The organism is Chryseobacterium angstadtii, assembly GCF_001045465.1.
Classification (GTDB): domain Bacteria; phylum Bacteroidota; class Bacteroidia; order Flavobacteriales; family Weeksellaceae; genus Chryseobacterium; species Chryseobacterium angstadtii.
Map to the genome: position 1 here is coordinate 66666 of NZ_LFND01000003.1, position 26199 is coordinate 92864.

The 26199-nt window shown below is 38.2% G+C and carries 20 protein-coding genes; 10 read left to right on the plus strand and 10 right to left on the minus strand.

What is annotated here, in order from left to right:
• Positions 1-187: 187 nt before the first annotated feature.
• Both porV and porU read right to left on the minus strand, forming a co-directional pair.
• Complete coding sequence (gene porV, locus ACM46_RS08540; protein ID WP_048506239.1) at positions 188-1351, minus strand: type IX secretion system outer membrane channel protein PorV; 1164 nt, start codon at positions 1349-1351, stop codon at positions 188-190.
• Positions 1352-1411: 60 nt separating this feature from the next.
• Positions 1412-5311 carry a type IX secretion system sortase PorU gene (gene porU / locus ACM46_RS08545; protein WP_048506240.1) on the minus strand — a complete coding sequence of 1300 codons (3900 nt, stop codon included), beginning with the start codon at positions 5309-5311 and terminating at the stop codon, positions 1412-1414.
• Between the two features lie 164 nt (positions 5312-5475).
• Here porU and gldJ point away from each other — a divergent pair, with 164 nt between their 5' ends.
• Both gldJ and ACM46_RS08555 read left to right on the plus strand, forming a co-directional pair.
• Complete coding sequence (gene gldJ, locus ACM46_RS08550; RefSeq protein ID WP_048506241.1) at positions 5476-7077, plus strand: gliding motility lipoprotein GldJ; 1602 nt, start codon at positions 5476-5478, stop codon at positions 7075-7077.
• Positions 7078-7141: 64 nt separating this feature from the next.
• Positions 7142-8413: a UDP-N-acetylmuramoyl-tripeptide--D-alanyl-D-alanine ligase gene (locus ACM46_RS08555; protein WP_048506242.1), complete on the plus strand. Its 1272-nt coding sequence runs from the start codon at positions 7142-7144 to the stop codon at positions 8411-8413.
• A gap of 105 nt (positions 8414-8518) precedes the next feature.
• Here ACM46_RS08555 and ACM46_RS08560 read toward each other — a convergent pair whose 3' ends face one another.
• Positions 8519-9124 carry an NUDIX hydrolase gene (locus tag ACM46_RS08560; RefSeq protein WP_048506243.1) on the minus strand — a complete coding sequence of 202 codons (606 nt, stop codon included), beginning with the start codon at positions 9122-9124 and terminating at the stop codon, positions 8519-8521.
• A 36-nt stretch (positions 9125-9160) separates the two neighbouring features.
• On the opposite strand from ACM46_RS08560, the gene ACM46_RS08565 reads away from it, so the two are divergent.
• Positions 9161-9550 carry a hypothetical protein gene (locus ACM46_RS08565; RefSeq protein ID WP_048506244.1) on the plus strand — a complete coding sequence of 130 codons (390 nt, stop codon included), beginning with the start codon at positions 9161-9163 and terminating at the stop codon, positions 9548-9550.
• A 303-nt stretch (positions 9551-9853) separates the two neighbouring features.
• Here ACM46_RS08565 and ACM46_RS08570 read toward each other — a convergent pair whose 3' ends face one another.
• The 4 genes from ACM46_RS08570 to mdlD form a co-directional block, all read right to left on the minus strand.
• The gene (locus tag ACM46_RS08570; RefSeq protein WP_048506245.1) at positions 9854-10897 is read right to left on the minus strand and encodes an anhydro-N-acetylmuramic acid kinase; all 1044 of its coding nucleotides are present in this window, start codon (positions 10895-10897) and stop codon (positions 9854-9856) included.
• A gap of 1 nt (position 10898) precedes the next feature.
• A complete protein-coding gene (locus ACM46_RS08575) occupies positions 10899-11495 on the minus strand; it encodes an LptA/OstA family protein (RefSeq protein ID WP_048506246.1) in 597 nt (198 codons plus the stop codon).
• A gap of 1 nt (position 11496) precedes the next feature.
• Positions 11497-12795, minus strand: a complete 1299-nt coding sequence (bamG, locus tag ACM46_RS08580; RefSeq protein WP_048506247.1) for a BamG family beta-barrel-assembly machinery protein — start codon at positions 12793-12795, stop codon at positions 11497-11499.
• 454 nt (positions 12796-13249) lie between these two features.
• Positions 13250-14569: an NAD(P)-dependent benzaldehyde dehydrogenase MdlD gene (mdlD, locus tag ACM46_RS08585; protein WP_048506248.1), complete on the minus strand. Its 1320-nt coding sequence runs from the start codon at positions 14567-14569 to the stop codon at positions 13250-13252.
• 403 nt (positions 14570-14972) lie between these two features.
• Between mdlD and ACM46_RS08590 the strand changes: the two genes are divergently transcribed.
• The 6 genes from ACM46_RS08590 (at position 14973) to ACM46_RS08615 (ending at position 22649) form a co-directional block, all read left to right on the plus strand.
• Positions 14973-16091 carry a DNA polymerase III subunit gene (locus ACM46_RS08590; RefSeq protein WP_048506249.1) on the plus strand — a complete coding sequence of 373 codons (1119 nt, stop codon included), beginning with the start codon at positions 14973-14975 and terminating at the stop codon, positions 16089-16091.
• A gap of 211 nt (positions 16092-16302) precedes the next feature.
• Positions 16303-17562, plus strand: a complete 1260-nt coding sequence (locus ACM46_RS08595; RefSeq protein ID WP_048506250.1) for a tail fiber domain-containing protein — start codon at positions 16303-16305, stop codon at positions 17560-17562.
• A 264-nt stretch (positions 17563-17826) separates the two neighbouring features.
• Positions 17827-18453, plus strand: a complete 627-nt coding sequence (locus ACM46_RS08600; RefSeq protein ID WP_241485983.1) for a TetR/AcrR family transcriptional regulator — start codon at positions 17827-17829, stop codon at positions 18451-18453.
• Entirely contained in the window at positions 18437-19756 is a 1320-nt protein-coding gene (locus tag ACM46_RS08605; RefSeq protein WP_048506252.1) for a TolC family protein, read from the plus strand. The genes ACM46_RS08600 and ACM46_RS08605 overlap by 17 nt, the downstream gene beginning before the upstream one ends.
• A gap of 16 nt (positions 19757-19772) precedes the next feature.
• Complete coding sequence (locus ACM46_RS08610) at positions 19773-20876, plus strand: HlyD family secretion protein (protein WP_048506253.1); 1104 nt, start codon at positions 19773-19775, stop codon at positions 20874-20876.
• 195 nt (positions 20877-21071) lie between these two features.
• Positions 21072-22649, plus strand: a complete 1578-nt coding sequence (locus tag ACM46_RS08615; protein WP_048506254.1) for a DHA2 family efflux MFS transporter permease subunit — start codon at positions 21072-21074, stop codon at positions 22647-22649.
• 144 nt (positions 22650-22793) lie between these two features.
• On the opposite strand, the gene ACM46_RS08620 is transcribed toward ACM46_RS08615, so the two are convergent.
• From ACM46_RS08620 to ACM46_RS08630, 3 genes are all read right to left on the minus strand, one after another.
• Entirely contained in the window at positions 22794-23804 is a 1011-nt protein-coding gene (locus ACM46_RS08620) for a TQO small subunit DoxD (protein WP_048506255.1), read from the minus strand.
• Between the two features lie 54 nt (positions 23805-23858).
• Complete coding sequence (locus ACM46_RS08625; protein ID WP_157859434.1) at positions 23859-24191, minus strand: hypothetical protein; 333 nt, start codon at positions 24189-24191, stop codon at positions 23859-23861.
• Positions 24192-24335: 144 nt separating this feature from the next.
• Positions 24336-25250: an alpha/beta hydrolase gene (locus ACM46_RS08630; RefSeq protein ID WP_048506257.1), complete on the minus strand. Its 915-nt coding sequence runs from the start codon at positions 25248-25250 to the stop codon at positions 24336-24338.
• A gap of 233 nt (positions 25251-25483) precedes the next feature.
• Between ACM46_RS08630 and ACM46_RS08635 the strand changes: the two genes are divergently transcribed.
• Positions 25484-26032, plus strand: coding sequence for a DNA-3-methyladenine glycosylase I (locus tag ACM46_RS08635; RefSeq protein WP_048506258.1), 549 nt, complete (start codon positions 25484-25486; stop codon positions 26030-26032).
• Positions 26033-26199 lie beyond the last annotated feature (167 nt).

Consider the following 26199-nt stretch of genomic DNA (forward strand, 5'->3'; position numbering starts at 1 on the left):
ATGATGTGAATGGTGAATAAGCTTCGCTGTCAATTTGCTTTGCAATGAATTTTCTTTTTACCTTTCTGTAAATTAATTATTCACTTGCGAAGTAAAATTCACAATTCACAATATCCATTCGCTGCTGCTATTCACAAAAAAAGCCTCATAGAAATGAGGCTTTTTTTTATACTGTGTGAAAATGTTCTTAATTATCTACATTCGATGTTTCTTCACCAATGTTCCAGGTAAGACCGAAACGAAGGGTGTTATCCAAAGCGGTGTTGATTTTAGACATGTTGATCAGATAAGAAATATCCAGTCCGAAAGAACGGTATTTCAAACCGATACCTGCTGTAGCGAACTGTCTTGCTCCCTGCTCTTCGCTTTCGTGGAAGTAACCTGTTCTTACTGCAAATGCATTGTCATAAGAATATTCTAAAGCACCACTGTACATGATACTGTTTTTATTTTTGAAAGATTTTCCGATACCGGCCATTACTCCTACGTTAGGAACTTCATATCTAGGCTGTCTTGTATTAGGATCTATTCCCACGTACTCAGAACCTGTTACCAGGATTTTTGAACCTTCCACGCTTAGACCGATTCTGTTCATATCATCTAAATACATGTCGTACCCGACCCCTAATCTTGCCATAGTCGGAAGATAAGATCTGGATTCTTCATTTCCGGTGTAGTCTAATTTCGGACCTAGATTCTGTACTGCGAAACCTGCGTTCACTTTACCGTCATAGCCTCCGAAACTTGAAAATCTTGGAGAAGTATAGTACCCGGAAACATCTACTGCAAAGGAGTTCGCAGGTTTAAGGGTAGTATCTGTGTTGAAACCTCCGGCTAAATCTGAACGGATGAATCTACCGGTAACGGCCATGGAGTAAGAATCTGAAAGTTTCAGACCATAAGCCACGTCTATGGAGAATTCATTAGGTTTTGAAGTACCCATTGAAGTTACTTCTGAACCTACAAGCTGAGTAAGATCTACTTCACCCATGTTGAAATAATAAATACTCGCAGAAATGGTGGATCTTTCTTCCTGTCCTAAGAATTTATGGAATGCACCATATAGTAAAAATACATCATTGGTAAGTTTTCCCATGTAAGGCGTATAGTTAAGACCTACGGAAGAACTTGTTCTGCTAAAAGGATATTTTGCCGCATTCCAGAATTGTGAAAATGCATCCGGTGAGGTTACTACCCCCTGGTCTCCCATACCTCCAGCTCTTGCATCAGGTGCAATTCTTAGAAACGGAGCCCCAGTTAATACTGGATTTATCTTACTTAAATCTTGCGAATAGCCTAAAAAACCAGCACTTAAACCAAATCCCAAAAGCAGTTTAGTAGTTAAATTCATATGTTGTCTTTTATATATTATCAGTTTTTTATAATAATTATTGTCTATGTTTTATTTAATTTATTTCAAAAGTACCATTTTTTCTACAGCTGTAGCACTTCCTTTGCATTTTTCTTGATTTTGACTTTTTGCAAATATCTTAAAAATATACGTACCTTTTGCAACAGTTGCCCCAAAATCATCTCTTCCGTCCCATTCAATTGCCTGGCGAGGCGTTCTAAAGCCCTGTAGGAAGGGTTCTGCGATTACCGGCTGAGATAAAGTTCTTACTAATTTTCCTGTTATGGTATAAATTTGAACATTTACATCCAGAATATCATCACAATTGTGTTCAAACTGCACATAAGTTTTATTGGTAAACGGATTAGGCCAGTTCAGCGGGCGGTTGATGATCAAATGTTGATCAGACTCATCCTTAACCTCAAAGTTTAACGTAGCAGTTGTAGAATTATTGTTTATATCCCAAACTTTAAATGTTAATTGGTGTTGTCCTATTGCCAGGTTTCTGAAAGGGTAAGTTACATTCCCTTTCTGGTAATCGGCAAGACTTGGATTCAGACATCCGTTTCCTTCACCTGAAGCAAAAAAGTCATTCAGAACAATAGTATTGATAATCTGTCCGTCAAGGTATACGGTAATGTCGTGTCCCACACCGGATCCTGTAGAGTTGATCCCTGTATCATCTGTAAGACAGGCCAGGAGCATAGGATTCTGGTTCGTAATTCCGCCGTCAGCAAAATTGGTATTGTTCATATACAGTTTTACTTTTGGAGGCTCATTGTCATTAACTCCATTCGGGTTGATATCTCCCACCTGTACAGCCTGATTATTGAATACATCAGATCCTTTATTATCTGCATATCCTAATATTCTTCCTTGTCCCACTGCATAGTTGATATCTTTAGGAACGTAGAACTCCACATTGAATACTCCATTTACAGCTGTTCCGGAAGCTTTTACAATAGCGCTTCCTTCTTCTGTATAATCCATTACCGGAGCTAGTACTCCGTCGTTATTCAACGTCTTTTTATTTAATCTCTTATCAAAAATATGAATGGAAACTCTTCCGTTGAAAGTAGTGTTAAGAGTTCCGTTTGGATTATTGATATGACCTTTCACTTTGATGAAATCCAATCCTCTGATCAGTCCCGGAACCGGTGATTCAATTCCGTCAATAACAAGCTGTCTTTGAGGTCTGCTCAGTTTCATAGCGGGATCTCCCAGGAAATTTACTTTCAGGTGGTCAATATTGGCTCCTTTTTGTTTTTTGGCCACTAAATGAGCAGATCCTAATGTTTCAAAATCATCATTATTAATTTTAAAGATATTTTTAGTGTAAATATCTGTGAAATTACGTCCGTAATCTACTCCAATGGCACGGCTGGATGTAATCATGGCCGCAGCCCCACCTTGTTTCAGCTTAATAAACTGTTCTCCGGCAGAAGAAGTTGCCGGTTCATCCCATAAAGTAAATTCGCAGGTAATGGTAGATACAAACGGAAATCTGCTGTATACATTGGAAAAATTGTTGGAGTTTTGAATTTCTGTACTCGTAAGTACTCTTTCCTGTGCCCAACCGTTAATTCCTCCGTGTCCGAAATAGAAGATATAAAGACTGTTCCCGATATCATTCGAAATAGCCTGATTCACCTGTGGATATCTCTGTCCAGCCGCAGTACTTTGTGCAGGGAATGCATCCAGATATAATTTTCTTACGTTATACTCTTTAAGATCCTGCTGACCAGGTGCTTCAAAAACATCAACGAGCGTGTTGTTCATCACCTCGTGGAAAGGACTTCCGCCATCTTTGTCGTCATCTGCTATGAAATCAAGCTTCATACGCCATTCCCCGAAAGGAGAAGACTGTCCCGGAAGTGCATTATAATAGGCTAGCGTTTTGTTAACCATATCTGCCGCTTCAGTTACGTTGGCAGCAGGAATTCTTCCTACAGGAATATCGGGAAGATTGTTTTCTATGGAAGATGCCGTTTGTGGCAGGGTCATTACAATATAGTCATCGGTTACAAAAGAACCTACAAAGTCTGCTGAATGCTCACTCTGATAGCTGGATACAATATTGGAGTTGCCGGAGATTCTGTTTTTATAATCAAATGAAGCATCTCCAAGAATAAATACGTATTTAAGTCTTCCGTTTGTATTGAGTTTAGTCACAAAATCTCTTACAGCCGTCAGGTCTCTGCTTCCGCTTCCGAATTCATTATAAATTTTGCTGGCATCTACAATTTCAACCGTATAATTGTTTTTGGTCTGGTGATAGCTGGCGATTCTCTGTGCCTGTCCCATCATTTCCGGAACCGTAATGATAAGGTAATCTATGTTCTGTAAACCGGAAAGATTCTGGTTGGCCACTCTTTCCACAAACTGAGGGTTGTAAGCCGCATCAGCACGGAAAGCAACAAACTCATTATTAAAATTGGGATCAGCGGCAATATAACCGAAATTAAAATTACCGGCTCCTGCTTTGTTCACTCTTCTGTTGGCATTGGTAATATCCGTTACATCCCATACCTGCTCAATATTGGTGGCATTGGCGATCCCAAATCCATAACCGGTATTAGATCCGCTGGCTATGGCAAAATCCCTGAAATTCATCTGGGAGCCATTGAAAGTAAGGTTTTCTTTATACTGTACTTCCGCATAATCAAAGTAGAAAGCCCCGTTGGGGTTTACAGAAATGTTGGGAGCATAGTTCAGGGTAATCTGATTTCCGTTCAGATTGGATATTGTGCCATCATACCGCAGCTGATAAAAATCGTATACATAGGTTGGGGTATTGGAAGGTACATCCAGCGGTACAGGGTTAAGATTATTAATTTTAAACTCAATAGAATTTTGTTGTGCCCTGTAGCCTACTACCTGAGTTCTGTATCTTACAATATCAGTCGCCTGTATAGGGGAGTTGGTCGTGAATGTTACCGCTTTATCTGTTGTGAAGGGTGCATCTTCCACCCAGATTCTTCCTACTTTTAAAAGATTCTTCTGGTCGTTATTGATGACCTGATAATTATCATACCTCGTAATTAAGTTTCCTGCCGGAAGATTGGCATCCACAGGCTGAACTCTTTTGCCGGGGCCTTTATCAAAGTTGATAAAATAGTATGAAAAATCGTCGTATATATTTTTAAGATTATTACTTCTGTCCGTTCTCGTATCCACTCTTTTAAAGCCGTTTCCGTTTGCGGTGTCATAGAGATTATATCCGCTTGGTCCCTGAGCATAAAATAGAGCGTAATCCCCATCATTCCATACATTATCTTCTTCACCTACCACCTGAACGGCATTCTCCTGAAGGGCGCTGTATCTGGTGTCCTGATTGTGTTCAGGGAGCATAACGCCTCCGTTTCCGTAAATTCTGAAGTTTTTTGGATTCACAGAAGCCGGATTGATTCCGTTATCTCTTAAAAACTGAGCTGTAATTTTAAATATTCCGGACCGGTCTACTTTTATTTTGTAAAAACCACCGCTTGAAAGAGGGTTTACCGTGGTTCCCACTTTATTGGCGGTTCCGGCTCTGAAATTGTTGGGTGCTGCCGTTTCGGAAATATTGAAGGATGAAAGTCTTTGAACACGTCCTTTTACATTCTTAAATAAAGATACACTGATGCTGGCATATCTTTCTCCCTCAAGTGTATAGTAAGTCACATCGGCAATCTCATAATCAGGCAGTCTGCCTTTGTCGAGATCGTATAAATCCTTACCGGAAACGCTTTCCCAGGCCATATCAGAAACTTTCAGCTGCTTTTCTCCTATTTTTTGTTTAGTTATGATAAAAACATTATTTTGGCTGAACGAAAAACCTTCATTTTTAAAATTTGGAAGATTTAATTTTGTGTCACCGAAATCCAGGATTTTAGAGCCTTCCCATTCTATGGCTTTTCTCTGGGCCCAAAGTGTTGATACAAAAGAGAATAGTAATAAAAAGGTGATTTTTTGTTTCATGTTTATTATTGAAATTTCTGAATTACAAATAAAATGAAAATTTTAGAATTAAATTGTGATACAATAAAATTAATTTGTTAACGTTTTTCAAAAAAATCAAATGTTTACTTGATTTATTGAATAATTTATTTTTTCTTTGTACTTTGAAAATATTTATATCGACTATGAAAAAACTAAAGTTGTTTTCATTAATAGCATTAAGTTCTACACTTGCATTAACCAGCTGTGGCGGATCCGGGACCAGCAAAGGAGGCGGTACTAAAAAATTTGTCAGCAAGACGGGTTGGAAACCAAACGAAAAACAAGGTTGGTTTTTTGCAGGAAAGCAACAAAAACAGAAGGGGTGGCCAGGAATGGTATATGTAGAAGGTGGAACTTTTACAATGGGATTAGTGAAAGATGATGTTATGCATGATTGGAATAACACGCCGCGCAGAATGCAGGTGAGTTCATTCTTTATCGGAGAAACAGAAATTACTAACTATGAATACCGCGAATACCTTACATGGTTGAAGTATGTATTCCCACCAAGTGACCCTAGCTTTAAGGAGATCTACAACGGCGCACTGCCAGATACTCTCTTATGGGACAACAAACTAGCTAGAAACGATTATAATGAAACTTATCTGCGTTCTCCAGAATTCGATTACTACCCGGTAGTAGGAGTTTCCTGGACTCAGGCCAACAGATATTGTGAATGGCTTACAGACAGAGCAAATGAAAAAGCTTTGATGCAGGCCGGAGTTATTGCTAAAGATTTGTATATCAACGAATCCAATAACCAGGGAGGAACAGCATTCAACATGGATAAATTCAAATCGAATGATCCGGAAATGCAGGGTTATATCAACGAAAAAAGAATGCAGCAGAAATCCGGTATGAAAACTACCAACCAGAGACTTCTTGCAGCAAACAGAGCTCCAAACGCTTCTATGGTTCAGAAGTTCAGACTTCCTACCGAGGTGGAATGGGAATATGCAGCTCTTGGTATGGCTAAAAACAGAGAATACAACCAATACTTAGGTAAAAAACCTGAAATCGAAAGATTAAGAGGTACCAAAGGAAGAGATAAAGGAATGTTCCTTGAAAACTTCAAAATGGGAACCGGTGACTATTCCGGAATCTCTGGATGGAAAAATGACGGATCTGCACAGACTGCAGATGTAAGACAATATCCATCTAATGATCTTGGAATCTACGGAATGTACGGAAACGTGTCTGAATGGACTGCTGACGTATACAGACCAATCATTGATGAAGATTTCAGCGATTTCAATTACTATAGAGGAAACATGCCTCAGGCTATTATAAGAAACGGTGACGGTACTTATAAAATGATCGACGAAGGAACTATCAAGTATGATACGCTTGCCGACGGAAGATTAGTATACAGAGGACTTCCTGGACAGTTTGAAAGAGAAACTATCGCAGACTACAGAAACTACAGAGACGGAGACAGACAGTCTTCTTTAGAATACTACAGAGCTTCAGATTCTGCCGCTTCTTACGATATGTACAACTCTCCTAAGCAGAGATTTGTAGTAGACGCAGGAGGTAGAGTAAAACTTCAGAAAGATACTAAAGACAGAACTTCTGCAATGTCTAACGATGTTAGAGTGGTAAAAGGTGGTTCTTGGCAGGATACAGCCTATTGGTTGGATCCGGGACAAAGAAGATACAAAAACCAAGGGAAAGCTTATGGATGGATTGGTTTCCGTGTTGCACAGGATGCCAGAGCCAGCGAAAAGGGCAGAACTAGAAGATAATATTATCAAAAAATACTTATAAAAAACCTTCCGGATTTCCGGAAGGTTTTTTTATTTTTGACCTATGAATATAGAACAGTTTTATCCTTTATTTTTACAGTCAGATAAAGTAACAATCGACAGCCGGAAAATCGGGAAGAATGATATTTTCTTTGCCTTCTCCGGTGATAACTTTAATGCTGCAACACTGGCAGAAAAAGCAGCTGATGACGGAGCTTTAGCCGTCATTGTAGAACAGCCGGAGTTTGAAAATAAAGTCCGAAACATTTTCTATGTTCCGTCTACGCTGGAATTTCTTCAGCAGCTTGCCATTCATCACAGAAATCAGCTTAGCATTCCGGTTATAGGACTTACGGGAAGTAACGGAAAGACCACCACTAAAGAAATCATTCATGCGGTTCTTTCTGAAAAGTTCGATGTGCAGTATACTTCCGGAAATCTGAATAACCATATCGGAGTTCCTTTAACCATTCTTTCCATTAAGCCTGAACATGAAATGGCAGTAATAGAAATGGGAGCCAATCATCAGAAGGAAATAGAACTTCTATGTACCATTTCACAACCGGATTTCGGATATATTACCAATTTCGGAAAAGCCCATCTGGAAGGTTTCGGAGGGTTTGAAGGAGTGATTAAAGGAAAATCTGAATTGTATGATTATCTGAAAAATAATCAACGTACAGTTGTTGTGAATGAAAATGATCCTATTCAGGTTGAGAAAACTGAAAATTATACCCCGAAAATTACTTTTGGAAAAGACAGTTCAGATTATCAGTTTGGATTATTTTCAGAAGAACATTTTGTAGGACTTGAGTTTCAGGGAACGGAGGCCATTTCCAAACTGACCGGAGAATATAATTTTACCAATCTTTGTGCTGCAGCAAGTCTTGGTTTGCATTTCGGGATCAGCTTTGAAAAGATAAAGAATGCTATTGAAAACTATACTCCCACCAATATGCGGTCGCAGGTTGTGAAAAAAGAGGGGAGGACACTGGTGCTGGATACCTACAATGCCAATCCAAGTTCTATGACCGCTTCTCTGCATAATTTTGTCACTTTTGAAGGCCGCAAAACAGTCATTATCGGGGATATGCTTGAATTGGGGGAAGAAAGCGAAAAAGAGCATCAGAATATCCTGAAACTGGCTCTGGAATTGGCATTTGACCAGATTATTACTGTAGGAAAGAACTTTAAGGCAGTTAATCTTTCAGCATTATCTTTTGAAAATACAGCAGAACTCATAGAATATCTTCAGCAAAATAAAATTGATTCTGAGAATATTCTTTTAAAAGGCTCAAGAGGAATTGCTCTTGAAAAATCAATAGAATTTATCTGATAAAGGCTGGGGAAGTTTGAAGATGGGAGAGGGAAGTTATTACGGTGATTTTCAGAAATAGATCACACTGAATATCTTCCAGTCTCTTTCTTTCAGCTTCAATCCTTATTTAGAATTCCAGAAGTCTTTTACAATAAGCTTAATATTCTTAAAAGTGCTTGGGAAAACTTCATCCTCAATCTGGGCGGTGTTTTTCCAGGCCACTTCGGTAATTCCTTCTTCTATCTGCGGTTTTGAGGTATCTTCACCACTGAAGTTCATCTCAAACCAGTGCGTGCATTTAAGAATTTTTTCCCCGTTTCTTTCAATATAGATATGATAAGTGGTATTAATGAATTTCACCAGTTCTACATCTCTCAGACCGGTTTCCTCTTCAATCTCCCTTACAGCCGATTCTTCGCGGGATTCACCCTTTTCCATTTTCCCTTTCGGAAGATCCCACTTGCCTAAACGTTTGATGAAAAGCAGTTCTCCCTGAGGATTGTTCACAAGGCCGCCCGCAGCTTCTATTATTCTGAAAAGTTTTTGAAATTCTTCCCAGATTTCTTCCATATTCTCACCGAAAACGTTCAGTTCTTTCACTGAAGTATTCTCTAAAAGATCCAATGCAATTTCTAAAGTTGTGAAACTTTCATACCTAAGCTCTTTTTCAAGATTCTCAGGATGCTTAGACACTAATAATTTTTTTTCGTTCACAAAAACTTTATACATTTGTAAGAATTAAGAATTTAAATACAAAAATAAAAAATGAATTTAGAAGGACGAAAAATTATTGTCAATAAATCATCTAAAGAGTTATCTGAATTATTGAAATCGCCTGAAAACTATAAAGATTTTATGCCGGACGGTCTGCAGAAATTTGAGACAAGGGATAATGGATTCAAATTTGGTCTTCAGGGAATGCCGGAAATCGCTTTAAAAATAGATGAAGTAGATGAGCAGAAAGCTATTTTAAAGTCTGCAAGTTCAAGTCTGGATTTTTCATTGACGGCTACTTTAAACCCAATCAGCGAAAATCAAACTGAAGTTCAGATGCTTTTTGAAGGAAAATTTAATCCTTTTATCAAAATGATGGTAGAAAAACCACTTCAGAATTTCATCAATACCTTAACTGATAAGATCGAACTTTACAAATAAATACGAGTCCTGAATTTTCAGGACTTTTTTAATATGATACGAATACGGGTTTGAGAGTCGGAGAGTTTGAGAGTGTAACGGGTTGGAAAGTTCCGGGATTAGGGGCTGTTTTGGTTACTGGTTCGGGAGTTGCTGGTTGTTAATTGTTAGTTACTAGTTGCTAGTTCAATTAATTAAGCTAATGAATTTTCGTCTGATGTCTGATGTCTGAAATCTAAAATCTAAAATCTAAAATCTTGATTCTTATCTCTCACCCACCATTCACTTACGAAGTAAAATTCACCATTGACGATATTTCTAAAATCAACAGATTACCCCGGAACTGTGGTCTGCGGTACTTCCCGTAGCGGATGAAAGAACATTAATTTCGTTGTTCATTCTTAAAACCCCCATGAAGCCGAAGATAAGAGCTTCTTTATAATCAATGATTTCGTTTTCCGGAGTAATGATTGCAGATTCCGTTTTTTCTCTGATTTTTTCGATCAGAAAAGCATTGTAAGCTCCGCCGCCGGTACAGAGAATAGTTTGTAAACCGTTTTTATTAATGACATCCGAGATCTGCTGAGCGGCATGTTCCGTAAAAGTGGCCATAGCATCAGCGGTTTTCTTATTTTCCAATACCGGAAAAATAAACTCGCTGCACCATTCAATTCCTAACGATTTTGGATGTGGCCGACTGTAAAAATCCAGAGAATTGAGCTTTGACAAAAGGTCTTCATCAATTCTGCCTTTTCTTGCCAGATCACCGTTTTCATCAAAATTTTTATTGAATTTCTGTGCCAGTCTGTTCAGTACAATATTAACGGGAGCAATATCAAAAGCTATTCTTTTACCATCCTGTTTCAATGAAATATTGGAAAACCCACCCAGATTGAGACATGCATCATAAACGGAAAAAAGAAGCTCATCCCCGATAGGAACTAAAGGAGCCCCATTTCCGCCCATCAGTACATCCTGACTTCTGAAATCATAAATAACGGGAAGACCCGTTTCTATTTTGATTGCTCTGCCATCCCCAATTTGAAGAGTAAACTTTTTTTGAGGCTGATGAAAAACAGTATGTCCGTGAGATGAAATGATATCAATATTTTCAAGATGGTTATGGGTAATGAATTCTTTCACTTTTCTGCCCAGATAAAAACCATATTCGGAATGAAGCTCCAGAAGTTCTTCCGAAGATAAATGAATTGAATTTCTAAGCTTTTCTTCCCAACTTTGAGAGTAGGGAATGGTTTCTGCCTTTAATATCTGAAAACTCCAGCTTTCCTTTTTTTCAAAGGCAGCAAAACATATATCCAGACCGTCCAGGCTGGTTCCGGACATCAATCCAATAGCCTGAAATCTCATATTATTGCGGTGTTTTTTTCTCTTCGAGCCTTTTGGTACTGAAGTCCCCTGAATTGTTGAAGAAGGTATACTCCGAGAAATCATCTTTAGCGGTCATTCCGTTGGCACCTACCAGTGTAGAGCCGTCTTCCATGGTCACATATACGGTATCTTTGGTATAGATTCTGTTTTTTCTCTGATCCCAATAGATACTCTGCATCGCGAAACGCTGACCTTCATTGGTGGTTATTCTTACGTCGCCTTTAGCCTCGTAAAACTTTTTATATTCGAAGATACGGGCATATTTGGCACTGATTTTACCCGGAACTTTAGGCTTCTTTTTATCAAAAAACTCTATATTGATCCCTTTTCTTGCTACAATATAAGGGCTGTCTATCAATGTATATTTTTCAATGATCTTGGCCTTTGCTTTTAAGGAAATAAACCCGGAATCACGCTGGATGATATTGGCATTGTAGATCACCTCTGAAGGAAAGTTCTTGCTTTTGCTTCCATTGGCTTTAGTAAGATCTTCTTCACAGGAGGTCAATATAAAAAATATAGCACAACTAAAAAGGCATGCTATATTTTTATATGATATTTTTTTTGAAAAATTCATGTTAGTTGTACAGATTCTTTCTGAACCATCTGTCAGCAAAATTGAAACCGACTCTCAGGTTGATGAAATTCTGATTGATCAGATTATTTTTAAGAGTTCCTCTCTTTCCTAATTCTATTCCCAGTTCAAGACCGCTCATTCTTGTGATACTGCTTGTTTTGAACGGAAGCATTACTCCGGCAGAGATCCCGAATTTATTGATACTGTTCCCGTCTATTTTAAGATTTCCTCTTTCGTAGAAGGCTCCGTATCTGTAGATCACTCTTGAGAAATAGCTTCTGAAGTTGTTGTAATTAGGAAGATACCATCCTCCGGCAGATATTCTGTAGGTATCCTGGAAATCAAAAGTTTTTCCAAAATAAGAAATGTCTTCTCCTTTTTTATAATCAAGCTGTCCGGACACAAACCACTGGTTTTCGCTTCCATATCCAACCCCGAATGAAGCCTGTAACGGAAGAAGGTTTTTAGAATTTGTGCTTTTCTGCTCTATAACTGTTTCTAAAGCCTTAACTGTTCTTGCAGCATCAGCATATTTATAAGTACTGTTTAAATAATCAGTAGTCATATTACTGGTGTTTCCAAATGTAGCTGTAGCTCCGATGGTAAGTTTTCTGTCTGTACGTGTATTCAGAGCCTGGTAGCTTCCACCCAATGTGAAGTTAAAATTCTTGATTCTGTTTTTGGTTTCATAACCATTCACATAATCTGCTTCAACTCCTTCTTTATCAAAATACCTAAGCTCATTCAGGTCATAAAGATTTCCAAAATATAAATTGGCTCTTAAACCTACCGCAAAATTCTGATTAATTTTATAAGAAACAGCTGCCTGAGCAGTATTCAGAGTTCCGCTTCCTTTAAAACGGTTCAGATAAGTACCTCCATCTGCTGCCGGATCAGTATTCGTAAGCTCATAGCTCTTGGAGCTGTAAGGCTGATAGGAAAGCCCCATTTTTACCTTTGGTGACAATGGAAATGCCAGGGCGATATTAGAAAGATACGTAGAATGTTTGGTAGACTTCGTATCGTTGTAATTGGTTTTGAAGTAATTGTTTTCGTTGGTAGCTTCCAGTCTGATACTTGTAAGCTCGAAATTAGAGTTATTAGCAGGGTTTGCAAAATTGAAGCTGCTCGTAAAATCACTGATGTAAGCAGTAGATATACCGCCCATAGAGGCAGTTTCAATCGTATTATCATATTTTACATCTCCAATTCCATAAGTTGCATACGGAGAGTTACTTATACTCTGTGCATTTAGGAAGTATCCAACTGATATGAATGATACTACAAAGATTTTTTTCATTCTTTATTTTTAAAACAATGCGCAAATATCTTAAATATTAATGAATTGTAAAAATTATATGTGGTTAAAGTTTGTTAAGGGCCTTTCCTTACACGAAAAATGCAATTTTTTACGAATTAAAGTAAAAAATCTGTTATAGATAAAAAGACCATTCATCAAAATGAGTGGTCCTTTATGAATTAATCTGAGTTCGGGATAGAGAGATTTAAGATCCTTAGGTTGAGGCAAAGGCTGAGATTGAGAAAGATCAATGGTCAATTTTGCTTTGCAAATGAAAAGAAAAATCCTCCAGCTCCAGGATATACCTCAAATAAATTGATAACTCGCACCTCCCGAAACCCTCTACCTCTTGTACCCTCATACTCTCATACCTTCATACTCTCAAACCCGTACCCCGCAACTTTCAATATCTTAATCCCGAACTCAGTTAATTAAGCCCTGTTATCTGTTCCCATTATTTTACCTGAAGTACCGATCGGCTGTGGCTGAAGTTTTCAAAGCTGAATTTTCCGTGATATTTTCCCATTCCGGAAGTTCCCACACCTCCAAAAGGCAGATAGTGAGATCCCACATGAATAATAGTACTGTTGATTTCGGCATCTCCACTTGTTGTACGGTTCAAAACATCATCTGCCAATTCCTGACTTTCCGTGAATACATATAAAGCCAAAGGTTTAGGACGGTTATTGATTTCTTCCAAAGCATCATTGATGTCATTATAGGTCATAATCGGAAGAATAGGTCCGAAAATTTCCTGCTGCATCACCTTATCACTCCATGTTACATTATCCATAAGAGTCGCTTCAAAATGGCGGGTTTCGAGATCGTATTTTCCACCGTAAATTACTTTTTCAGGAGAAGCTTCCAAATAACCGGCGAGCTGTTTGATCTGATTCTGGCTGACAATCTTTCCTATTTTACCCAAAGTTCCATCAGGATAAGTCGTTTTTAAATAAGCTTTAAATTTTTCAATAAAAAGATCCTTCACAGATTCATGAATGTAGATATAATCCGGAGCTACACATGTTTGTCCACAATTGATCCATTTTCCGTAAGAAATTCTTGCCACCGCTTTATCCAGATCTGCGTCATGATGAACAATAGTAGGAGATTTTCCGCCCAGTTCCAGGGTTAAAGGAATAAGTTGTTCAGCAGCGGCTTTCATTACAATTTTGCCCACATTTGGGCTTCCGGTAAAGAAAATATAATCAAAAGGAAGACTTAAGAGCAATGTATTCTCTTCAATAGCTCCCTGAACGACTGCCACATAAGATTCTTCAAACGATTCTTTGACAATATCTTCAAGAACTTTAGCCACATGAGGCGTATTTTCCGAAGGTTTGATAATGGCCGTATTTCCGGCAATCAAAGCTCCGATAAGCGGACTAAACGTAAGCTGTACAGGATAATTAAAAGGACCGATAATATAATTCACACCATACGATTCATATATTATTTTACTGATCACTTCAGCTCCTGATGGATGCGGTTTAGACTCTACCAGAGTGGGTTTGGCCCATTCGTCTATATTTTCCAGAAGGTAATCCAGCTCGCTGAGGACAATCTGTATTTCCACATATTCGGCCTCCTTTCTGCTTTTCCCCAGATCGGTTTCCAAAGCCTCACAAAGAGCATCTGTATGGTTTGTAAATACGGTGCGAAAATTTCTCAGTTGCTTTTTTCTGAATTCAATATCTTTTGTTTGATTGGTTTTAAAGAAGTCTTTCTGTTGCTGAAATATCCCTCTTATTTGTTCTTCGGATTCTTTATTCATTTTCTATTATTTTGTGATTGAAGAATAAGTTTATTTTTTTAATAACAATTTAGTTAAAAAACTACGCAACAAATGTATTGTTAAAAATTATATTGTTTACAATTTATATTTTGCATTTATTCTAATTCGATTATTGATGTTTCCTATTGGGGAATCAAGAGCCAAGAGTCAAGACAGAAGATTTTAGACATCAGATCTCAGACACCAGACATCAGACATCAGACGGAAATTTATTAGTTTAATTATTAGAACCAGCAACTAGTAACCATCAACTCACCAACCAGCAACCAAAACAACCCCTAATCCCAAAACTTTCCACCCCGGACGCTCCGCCCCGAAACATTTCTACCATATTAAATGTACTTAATTTTCTCAATTGACATAAGATTTTTATCTTTGGAACATGAATTGGGAGAACATCGCCGGACAGGAAAATCTGAAAAAACTTCTTCGTGAAAGCATTGCTGAAAACAGAGTGAGCCATGCCCAACTTTTTTTAGGGAAAGAAGGCTATGGAACATTTCCTATGGTTTTGGCTTATGCTAAGGAGATCTTCAGCCGGGAAAATGAACATGCTGCTTCAAAAGTAGAGCACCTGAATCATCTGGACCTGCATTTCAGTTTCCCCGTTTTTACCGATAACAAAAATTCGTTAAGCAAAAATAAATTCGAAGATTTCAGAGAAATGATCATGGCTTCACCGTATTCAAGCTATGATGACTGGACTGCTTTTCTTGAATCTGAAAATAAGCAGCTTTTTATCTCTGCCGATGAAATTGATGATCAGAACCAGAAATTTGCTTTAAAAAGTTTTGAAGGCGGAACCAAAATTCTCATCATATGGAGAGCCGATAAAATGAATGTGGCAGCTGCTAACAAATTCCTGAAATTTTTAGAAGAGCCACCTGCAAAAACCCTGATTCTTCTTACCGCGGAAACCGCGAATGATATCCTTCCCACCATTCTTTCCAGAACACAGATTGTGGAAGTTCCGAGAATTCATGATGAAGATTTGGAAAAATATCTCAAAAAAAATACTTCGGTTTCTGAAGAAAAAGTGAGAGAAATTGTTCATGAAGCACAGGGCGACCTAAACGATGCACTGAAGATTTTGAATTCGGGACATAAAAGCGACGAGTTTGAAAAACTTTTTGTACAATGGGTAAGGGATGCATTTATGGTGAAAAAAAAGCCGCAGTTTCTGAAAAGTATCATCTTCTGGGCCAGAGAAATTGCAGGATGGAACAGAGAAAAGCAGAAAAATTTCCTGAACTACTGCTCTGAAATTTTCAGACTTGCCCTTCTTCAGAATTACCAGTCTGAAAATCTGGTGTACAAAAAAATAGATGCAGACGGTTTCAACTGGGCCGGCTTCTCTAAATTTATAAGCGGCGCCAATATTGAAAATATTTTGGAAGAAATCAATACGGCAGATCTGCACCTGACCAGAAACGGAAATCCTAAAATAGTCTGGACCGATCTGGGAATAAAATTATCCAGATATATTCATAAAAATTCATAGAAATATAACGCAATATCAAATCCGGAACAGTTCCGGATTTTTTATGCTGTTTTTGGAATTACTACACTTGCTTTCAGATGTAAACACTTATTGAGAAAAGAGCGACACTTACTTATTCACTATGTTGTGATCATATGTGTTTTAATATTTTTATAGAAAGACGGAAGACCCATTTCCGGACTATACTAAAACCATTAAAACAAAATATATTATGAAAAGAACAAAAACTTTCTTGTGTGTAGTGTTTCTGTCAGGAGCCGCTATTTCTGCTTCGGCACAGGTTTCTCTTGCCAATGTATGGACAGGGACGACTGTACCTACCACAACTGCTGCCAATGTAGGAGTTGGAACGACATCGCCTGCTGCCAAGCTGGATATCATCAGTTCGGGACCTCTTCCTGCCCTGAAGATTAAAAATGTGACTTCGCTGTTTGGGAATAATGCAACCAATATTTCGGAGATTTATACTCAAACAGGAAATGTGATTCCACCCATGGATCCGGTCATGATCAACTGGCTTGGGAGCAACGGTATTTTTGGATTACGATCGCTTGCAAATACTGCTAATGAGAGCAGAATGATGTACAATGACAATTTGGGTAACTTAAAGTCTTCAGGACTTATTGTATATTCCAGTCCGACTTTTGGAAACGGAACTATTATCAACTCCATCCGTGGTGTTGTTTACCTGAGTTTTCTTAATGGTGGGAATGGTTCTCCATCAGGTTTTGGAACGATGTCTGGTGATGCAAATGGTATTTATATACCGAGACTTGGAGTCAGTACAGGTGCTTCTTCAACTTTTGACTTGGATGTTTATGGAGCTGTCAGAGGTCAGTCATTCGTTACTACCTCAGACAAGAGATTAAAAGATAACATTAAACCTTTAAAAGATCTTTCTCCGAATTTGCTTAATATTAATTCTTATTCCTATACTTTCAAAGAAAACAAAGAAGGTGAAAAAAGAAGCAATTCACAGAAGTTACATTACGGTTTTATAGCACAGGAAGTGGAAAAAGAATTCCCGAACCTTGTTACTATTGATGAAAAAGGGAATTATGCGCTTAATTATATTGAATTTATTCCTTTGCTGCTGAACGAACTTAAAGAACAGAAAAATGAAGTCCGGGAATTAAAGGAAAGAATGGCTGCATTGGAAGCCAAGATCAGTGGTACCTCAGAAACGGGAAAAGTAATACCAGATAAAGCGGTTTCTTCTTCATTTTCACTTGAACAGAACGTGCCCAATCCTTTTAATCAGGAAACAGTAATTAAATTTAATGCCGGCGGAGAGCATGTTGCCATTGCAATTTATGATCAGGCAGGAAGACAGCTTCAGACTATTCCTGTAAAAAGAGGAGAAAAACAGATTAGCATTTCAGCGCGTACGCTTACACCCGGAACCTATATTTATAACCTTCAGGCAGACGGGAAACTGATTGATTCCAAAAAAATGATTGTAACCCAATAAAGATTCTGTCTTTTTACTAATCATTAGATCCGGTATAATAGCCGGATTTTTTATGTTTGATAGTTTTTTTGGTAAGGAATTTCTACTCAATATTTTTAGAAAACATACTATTGATAATAGTTTCATACATTCTTTGAAACCATGTTCTTCTTGTGTGCCAGGTATTTATATTGGCAAAGATTAAAAATAAATTAAAAAATCAATCAATCGTTTGATTTATTGAAAATCTTGTGTACATTTGCGTCCTGAAAAATGAACACGAACATGATTTCAAAAGAAGAAAATATATTATTCGCAGCCGAGAAGCTTTTTGCTGAAAAGGGTTTTGAAGGAACTTCCACCAGGGAAATTGCAAAAATGGCTAATGTAAATATTTCTATGATCTCTTATTATTTTGGTTCCAAAGAGAAGCTTTATGAGAAATTGGTAGAATACAGAATGAATGAAGGTCAGTTTTTTTCAAGAGATATTGTTGAACGAACCGATCTTAATGAATGGCAGAAGATTGAAAAAATAATTGATCAGTTTTCCAACAGAATAAGAACACAAAAATGCTTCTACAGAATTATGCAGCGGGAACAGCTTCATACAGATAATCCGCAGATTGTAGAGTTTTTAAAAGCAACCAAAATGTCTTTTCTCTCCATGTATACAAGAATACTGGAAAGCGGTCTTAAAAGTGGAGTTTTCACAAAAAATCCTCCTATTTACCTGCTTCATTCTACCATAAGCGGTACTTTATTTTATGCCTTCAATGCGAAAGAGATGTATAAAGAGTTTCTCAACGATACTGACGATGAGAATACTTTTGATGAAAAATATTACACAGAACTTAATAAACATATAAAACATTTACTAAAAGACCTTTTAGGTTATGAAGAGAATAAATAACTCAGTGGTGGCATTATCCTTTTTTATGGGAATTACAGCCATCCATGCTCAGGATAAAAAACAGCTTACTCTCGATGAAGCAGTGCAGCTGGGAATCCAGAACAGCAAAAACCTCAAGATTGATGCTGCCAAAATTGAAGAAGCTACGGCAGATCTTTTGGAGGCCAAAAACAGACAGCTTCCGGAGTTGAAAGTTTCGGGAAGCTATATGTACCTTCCTATTAAACCTACCATTGATTTAAAGCTTTCCGGGAATTCCGGTGCTGGAGCAGGAGGTCCGGACGTTCATCAGGTAGCTTACGGATCCGTAAATCTCAGTGTTCCGATTTATAACGGAGGGAGAATCAAATACGGCATTCAGTCGGCTAAATACTTAGTGGAAGCATCAAAATTAAGCACAGAGAATGATAAAATAGCCATTGCTTACAATGTGGCTCAGGCTTACAATAATTTATTCAAAGCCAATCAGTCCATCAAAGTTTTAGAAGAAAACCTTACGGCTTCCCAAAAAAGAGACGAAACATTTCTTAAACTTGAAAACAATGGAGTTATTGCCAGAAACGATCGTTTAAAAGCCAATCTTCAGACTTCAAATATCGAGCTGCAGTTACTGGAAGCGAAAAACAACTACAATATTGCCAATATCAATATGGATTTGTTACTGGGAATTCCGGAAACGACAGAAATTGAAGTAGACCAGAATTATATTGATGAAGGAGCCGATGTAAAAGCCGTTGACTACTATGTAAACGAAGCCAAAGAAAACCGTAAAGATTTACAGGCTTTGGCGCAGCAGAGAAAAGCCGCAGAATTGGGATCGAAATCGGCAAAAGCAGAAAACCTGCCTTCCATAGCATTTACGGGAGGATATGTGGCCGCAGATGTTCCAAAAGTCCTTACGCTGTACAACGCCGTGAACGTAGGAGTTGGAATTTCTTATAATTTATCCAATATCTGGAAAAAGAATTCTTCACTGGGCCAGGCTCAGGCAAGAGAAAAACAGCTGGCAGCAACCGATGAATTACTGAATGACAACATCAAGCTTGACGTGAACAGAGAATATCAGAATACCGATTATTCTAAAAAAAGAATAGCCGTATACGAGAAAGCTGCAGAACAGGCTAATGAAAATTACAGAATTACAAAAAATAAATACGATAACGGCCTTGCAACGATGACAGAACTTCTGGATGCAGATGCAGCTCAGATTGCATCAAATGTAGGCGTGATCAATGCTAAGGCAGATGCTGCACTAGCTTACAGAAAACTATTACAGACAACAGGAACTTTAACAATAAAATAATCAGACTGAAACCAAAATGGAGAATAATAATACACCAGCCGTTGAACCTAAAAAGAAAAAAAGTTTAGTTTTTCCGATCATTCTAGCCGCCGTAGTGATTGGCGGAGGGATCTACGGTTACAGAGCCTATACTTATGGGCAATATCATGAAGAAACAGATGATGCACAAATCACATCCAATATGTCACCGGTAATTTCTAAAATTTCGGGATATGTGGCAGAGGTTAAAGTAAAAGACAATCAGTTCGTAAAAAAAGGAGATACTTTGGTGATCTTAGACAGCAGAGATCAGAGAATGACTCTTGAGCAGGCTCAGGCTGCACTTACGACTGCCAAAAGCAATATTTCAAATGCAGAAGCCACTACTACTGCTACTTCAAAAAACATCAGTTCTTCCGAAGCAGCCGTAACTACCGCTAATGCACAGATTGAAGCAGCAAAAGTAAACGTTTGGAAAACGTCACAGGATCTTAAAAGATATGCTAACCTGGTAAAAGATCACTCGATTACAGAACAGCAATACGAACAGGCTCTGGCAGCCAAACAGTCTGCAGACAGACAGCTTCAGGTGTTGGCAGACCAAAGAAACCAAATTGCTCAGCAGACTAATATTGCTTCATCTCAGACAGCGGCAAGCTCTCAACAGATCAGCGTAGCCAGTTCCGTAGCAAAGCAGAGAGAAGTAGATGTGGAAAATGCTAAATTAAATTTATCATACACCGTGATTCTTGCTCCAGAAGACGGATACGTTGGAAAAGTTTCTACGCAGGCAGGTCAGTATCTGCAGGCCGGATCACAGCTTTTTGCTTTGGTTAAAAACGACCAGAAATGGGTAGTGGCGAATTTCAAAGAAACACAGGTAGACAAAATGGTAGAAGGACAGAAAGTGAAGATTGAAATTGATGCATTTCCTGATCAGGAATTTGAAGGGGTAGTAAGCTCATTCTCACCTGCTACAGGAGCTACTTTTTCTATTCTGCCTCCGGATAATGCCAGTGGTAACTTCGTGAAAGTAGTTCAGAGACTTCCTGTAAAGATTGATTTTGTAAATATTGATAAAAATATTGCAAAAAAATTAAGAACAGGAATGAACGTGAAAGCAGAGGTTTCTTTGAAATAGTATTGATGTATGGATGCGGGATGTATTAACGACTGATTTAAAAATTGAAAGATTGAAGGATTTAAAGATTTAAAAATTCAATAGGGGCGGGCTTTAGCCCGCTTACAAAAAACAATTTTCATCGGCTTTAGCCAAAATTTACATCATTAATACCGTCTGCATTTTACATTCATACCAACATTTGTACAAAACATTATGCAAGAATCATTAGTAGAATATGGAGCCCGGAGGGTGATTATCACAATCACAGCAATTCTTTGTGCTCTGCTTGAAATTGTGGACTCCACGATTGTAAATGTTGCCCTGAATGAGATGAAGGGGAATCTTGGAGCCACACTTTCTGAAGTAGGATGGGTGATCACAGCCTATGCTATCGGGAACGTAATCATCGTACCGATGACCAGCTGGCTGTCGCAACAGTTCGGACGAAGAAATTACTTTGCAGCTTCTATCATTATATTTACTGTATTTTCGTTTTTATGCGGAAATGCCACCAATATCTGGGAACTTGTTTTCTTTAGACTCATGCAGGGAATAGGTGGAGGAGCACTTCTGGTAACTTCACAGACGATCATTACAGAATCTTATCCCATTGAGAAAAGAAGTATGGCACAGGCCATTTATGGGCTTGGAGTAATTATCGGGCCTACATTAGGTCCGCCATTGGGAGGTTATATTGTAGATAATTTCAGTTGGCCATATATTTTCTATATCAATATTCCAATTGGTATTGCGGCCACTTTAATGACCTTACAGTTCGTGAAGAGTCCGAAATATGCAGAAAAACGAAAAGTTTCAGATGTAGACTGGATAGGAATCGCTTTACTCGCCGTGACGGTAGGATCGCTTCAGTTCATTCTGGAAAGAGGGCACGAAGAAGACTGGTTTGAAAGTGGAATGATTGTCACCTTTACCGTGTCCGCCGTGTTAGGATTTATTCTTTTCCTCTGGCGGGAGCTTACCTTTAAATATCCCATTGTGGAACTCAGGGTACTGAAAAATGGAAATCTAAGAATCGGAACGGTGATGTCGTTTGTGTTAGGGTTTGGGCTGTATGGGTCTACATTCATCGTTCCGCTTTATACACAGAGTATTTTGGGATGGACCGCCCTGCAGTCGGGAGCTTTGATGATCCCTGCAGCATTAACGACCGCCTTTATGATGCCAATTATTGGAAGACTGCTTTCCAAAGGAGCAAAACAGCAGATTCTGGTATCGCTGGGACTGTTCATCTTCTTTGTCTATAGCTTCTGGGGATACAAAATCCTGACTCCGGATACCAGCAAAGATGCCTTTTTCTGGATGCTGATTGTAAGAGGAGCCGGGCTTGGACTTCTGTTCATTCCGATCACTTCACTGTCCCTCAGTACACTGAAAGGCCAGGAAATTGGTCAGGGAGCAGCATTTACAGGAATGATGAGGCAGCTGGGAGGATCTTTCGGGATTGCGGCCATTACCACATTTATTGCCAATGCAGGTCAGAAGTACAGGCTTAATCTGATTTCTCACCTCGATGAAAACAGTTTCGAAGTACAGCAGCGTTTAAGCGCATTGAAAGCAAGTTTTGTTGCTAAAGGGATGACTCCTGATGCCTCGATGAATGCCGCTTATAAAATGCTGGATTTATCCGTCACGAAACAGGCCACTGTACTTTCTTATATGGATGTTTTCCTTTATCTGGGAGTCATATTCCTGGTATGTATTCCGTTTATCCTTTTCATTAAAGAAAGGAAAAGTAAAGAAAAATTAGATTTAAGTGAAGCTATGCACTAAGTCGAAGTCAATATAAAACCTCCGGAATTTCCGGAGGTTTTTTTGTGAAATGTTTGTATTGAAAGATGCTTCGATTCCGCTCTGTGTGACAATGTTTAAAATAATTCAGCATGTAGTAATATCATGAGGAACCAGCTGAAACATTTATCTGACTCCAGCAGTCCATTCAATACCGCTGATATCAATCAGTTTGATTGTATGAATTTCGTCTTTTAACAGATCGTGGAGATTTAAGCTAAGATCTGCCTTTGAACCCAGCGGAATAATCAGACTGTGTTTTCCCGGTTTTATTTTAGCCACATAATGATTTTTAATATTCTCTTTAGGAAACTTTGAAAGATCCTGATGATCCAATGCTTTTAAAAGCTTCCCGTTTTTATCCAGAAGATGGATACCGATCAGGAAAGAGCCGTAGACATCTACACCCTGAGTTCTGTAGACTTCAAACGTAATCTGTGATGGACTCAATGAAACATTGGAAATTTCCACCTTCGGTTTTATAGATTTGTTATGAAGAGTTCCCCAGACACCGCCGTGAAAATATTGATTGGTATAAAGAGTCAGACCGAAAATAAAAAGAGAACCAGCGAGTACAATAGTTTTCGGCTTAGATAGAGGAAGTATGCCTGAACCCAGCCACAGAAACCACTTCTTATGGGTAAATTTCTTATGACTGCTGATGAAATAATGATCCATAGAAAAAGGACCGCTTCCGGTAAGGAACAAAACAAATCCTCCGGCAATTCCCAGTACACCAATCTGCCATTCATCAAGACATGTAGTGCCTATCCAGCCGGAACCGAGAAGAATTCCCAACGCTAGACTGAAAACCCCGATACTCATAAGCCTTGTAAATAATCCTAAAATAATAAATAACCCTACAACCGCTTCTACAAGTGTAAAAGCCATCATAGAGGTTTGTAACGCGTCAGGATGGGTTACCAGATATTCTATAACCGGTTTTATTCCTAAGGCATTCGGCAGAAAATGATTGAATTTTTCTCCGATATATCCGTTTTCATCGGGATTTAATTTGTTTTCGAGCACAAGTCTGCGCCAGAAAGCGGAAAAATAGGTCCATCCTATAACAAGACGGAGAGATAATGTATAAAGTCCGGCCAGGTCGTAAACCCGGCTGTCTGAAATGTGTTTCATGGAAATAATATTGATTAAAAGATAGTTTTACAGTAAATGGATGGAGGTAAAAACCTAAACCACATGTAATTTCAATCTTTTAAATAAGATATATTTCGGTGGACTGTTTCCGGTAGTGATGCCGGAATAATTGTTTTGAAAAGCGGTATTCTCAGAAAAATTGAAAACCGTATTTTGAGTAAAAGGAAAAATTTCTTTCGATCTGAAATCTGCCTTTGAAGCTGCTATTCTTTTAGATGAAACTTCAACAGAGCTGTCACAGCTAAAAGTAGAATTAGAAGTTGCTCTTATTTTATTTAAAGAACTGATGTGCTGAATATCAAAGATGCCGAGAAGGTCTCTTTTCAGGGAACACGGAGAAAGAGAGAATACTACTATAAGCATCATTACGAAAGCTTTATAGGTTCTTATATGTATTCTTAGATTCTCCATTTTCACAAAACTACGGATTTCCGCTACAAATCATGTAAGGATCTTTATATTTTACCGATATAATTGGGCCGCCTGCAATGAGATGATGAATGAAGTAGCTTATTTAACCATGAGCTTTACAAATTTTAAAAACTCATCCTGCTGATCAACAAACAGATAGTGAGAACAGTTGTCGATGATTTTAAAATGATTCTTACCCACTAAATTTTTCATATCGTTGAGCTGTTTTTCAGAAAATATGCCGTCTTCTTTCCCATAAACTGCAAAAATTGGAATTCCATTCTTCCTTATTTTTTTCAAAACTGCCGTATTATCAAGGTTATTTTGGGTTTCATTTTGATAGAATTTTATTGGAGATTCCTGATTCCTGAAATTGACAGCGTAAAATGCTCCGGATTCATATTCTTTTCTTAATTTCTGGCTTTCAGAAGTCGGGGAGGGCATTGTAAAGAAATTCATTTGACTTGCCATTTCATAGCATCTTTTTCGGTAGGCAGCCGAGTTTTTACTTAAATTTTCTATTTCCGCAATTTCTTTAAGCTTAGAAGGATCATTTTTAAACTTTTCTTTAGCCTGTTTTAAAATGTGATCATAGGTTTCCTGCTGGGAAAATAAAGCTCCCGCAAGCGTCAGTGAACTTACTTTATCCGGAAATTGTCCGGTGAACAGGGTTCCGATAATTCCTCCGAAGCTGTGCGCAAGAATATTTGCCTTTTTGATGCCATACGTATTATAAATACTGTTGAGGTCTTCAAAGCTTTCTTTAAATGTCATGGAAGCATTTTCATCTTTGGATCTGCCTTCTCCTCGTCTGTCGTATACAATAACATAGAATCCTTTATCTGCCAGCTTTTGGGCTGTAGCTCCTTCAAACAAAGTGGCATTTCCGCTTGGACCTCCGTGAATGAAAATAATGGGAGGATTCTTCGGACTGCCGTAAGCTTTTGAATACATATTCTGAGCATGGGTGAACACAAAGGTTATAGCGAAAAGAAAAGACAGCAGAATTTTCATAAGATGATTTGGATTTTTTAATTGTAGATGTTTCTGTAAATTTCCGGTTCAAAAATAGTAAAATTAAAATGCTGCTGACAAATAGTTGTCAACAGACTGGCTTATCTTTACGGACTGAAGTATTCAGAAATTAGGCGAAAATATCCGGTGGATGATTGTATTGGCAGATAGAACAGGAATTGATATTAAAGAAGCTTCAGACCAATTTTTAACCAAAAAGAAAAATTATTTTAATGAGTTATTGTTTAGCTATAAACGGAATGCAGCCTGAAAGCAGAAAAGAACTGCATAAAAACTACCACGACAATTATTATGGATATCCGATTCATGATGACAATGAGCTGTTCGGCAGGCTGATTCTTGAAATCAATCAGGCGGGACTGAGTTGGGAGACGGTTTTAAAAAAAGAAGAAAGTTTCAGGAAGGCTTATCACAATTTTGATATTGCTACCATTGCGGCTTATTCCGAAGAGGACCGTGAAAGACTGATGAATGATCCCGGAATCATCAGAAACCGCCTGAAAATAAATGCAGCTATTGAGAATGCAAAAACGATTATAGAATTGCAGAAAGAATTTGGTTCGTTTGAAAAATGGCTGGAACATCATCATCCTAAAACCCTTCAGGAATGGATGAAGCTGTTTAAAAAAACATTTAAATTCACGGGCGGCGAAATTGTGAATGAGTTTTTAATGAGCACAGGATATCTGAAAGGAGCCCACGCGGAAACCTGCCCTGTTTATAAGCATGTCCTTAAGCAGAAGCCTCTTTGGATGGAATAGATTGAGGACTAAATGTTTGAGAGTTTTAGGGTTTTAGTGTCTGAGGGTTTGTGTGTTTGTGTGTTTGAGTGAATATGATGAGAGTTTGAAAGTGTTCAGTATTTCCTTCTTTTAAATCCATTGGTAAACTGGTACATTGATACATTGTTACATTAGTTCATCACCAC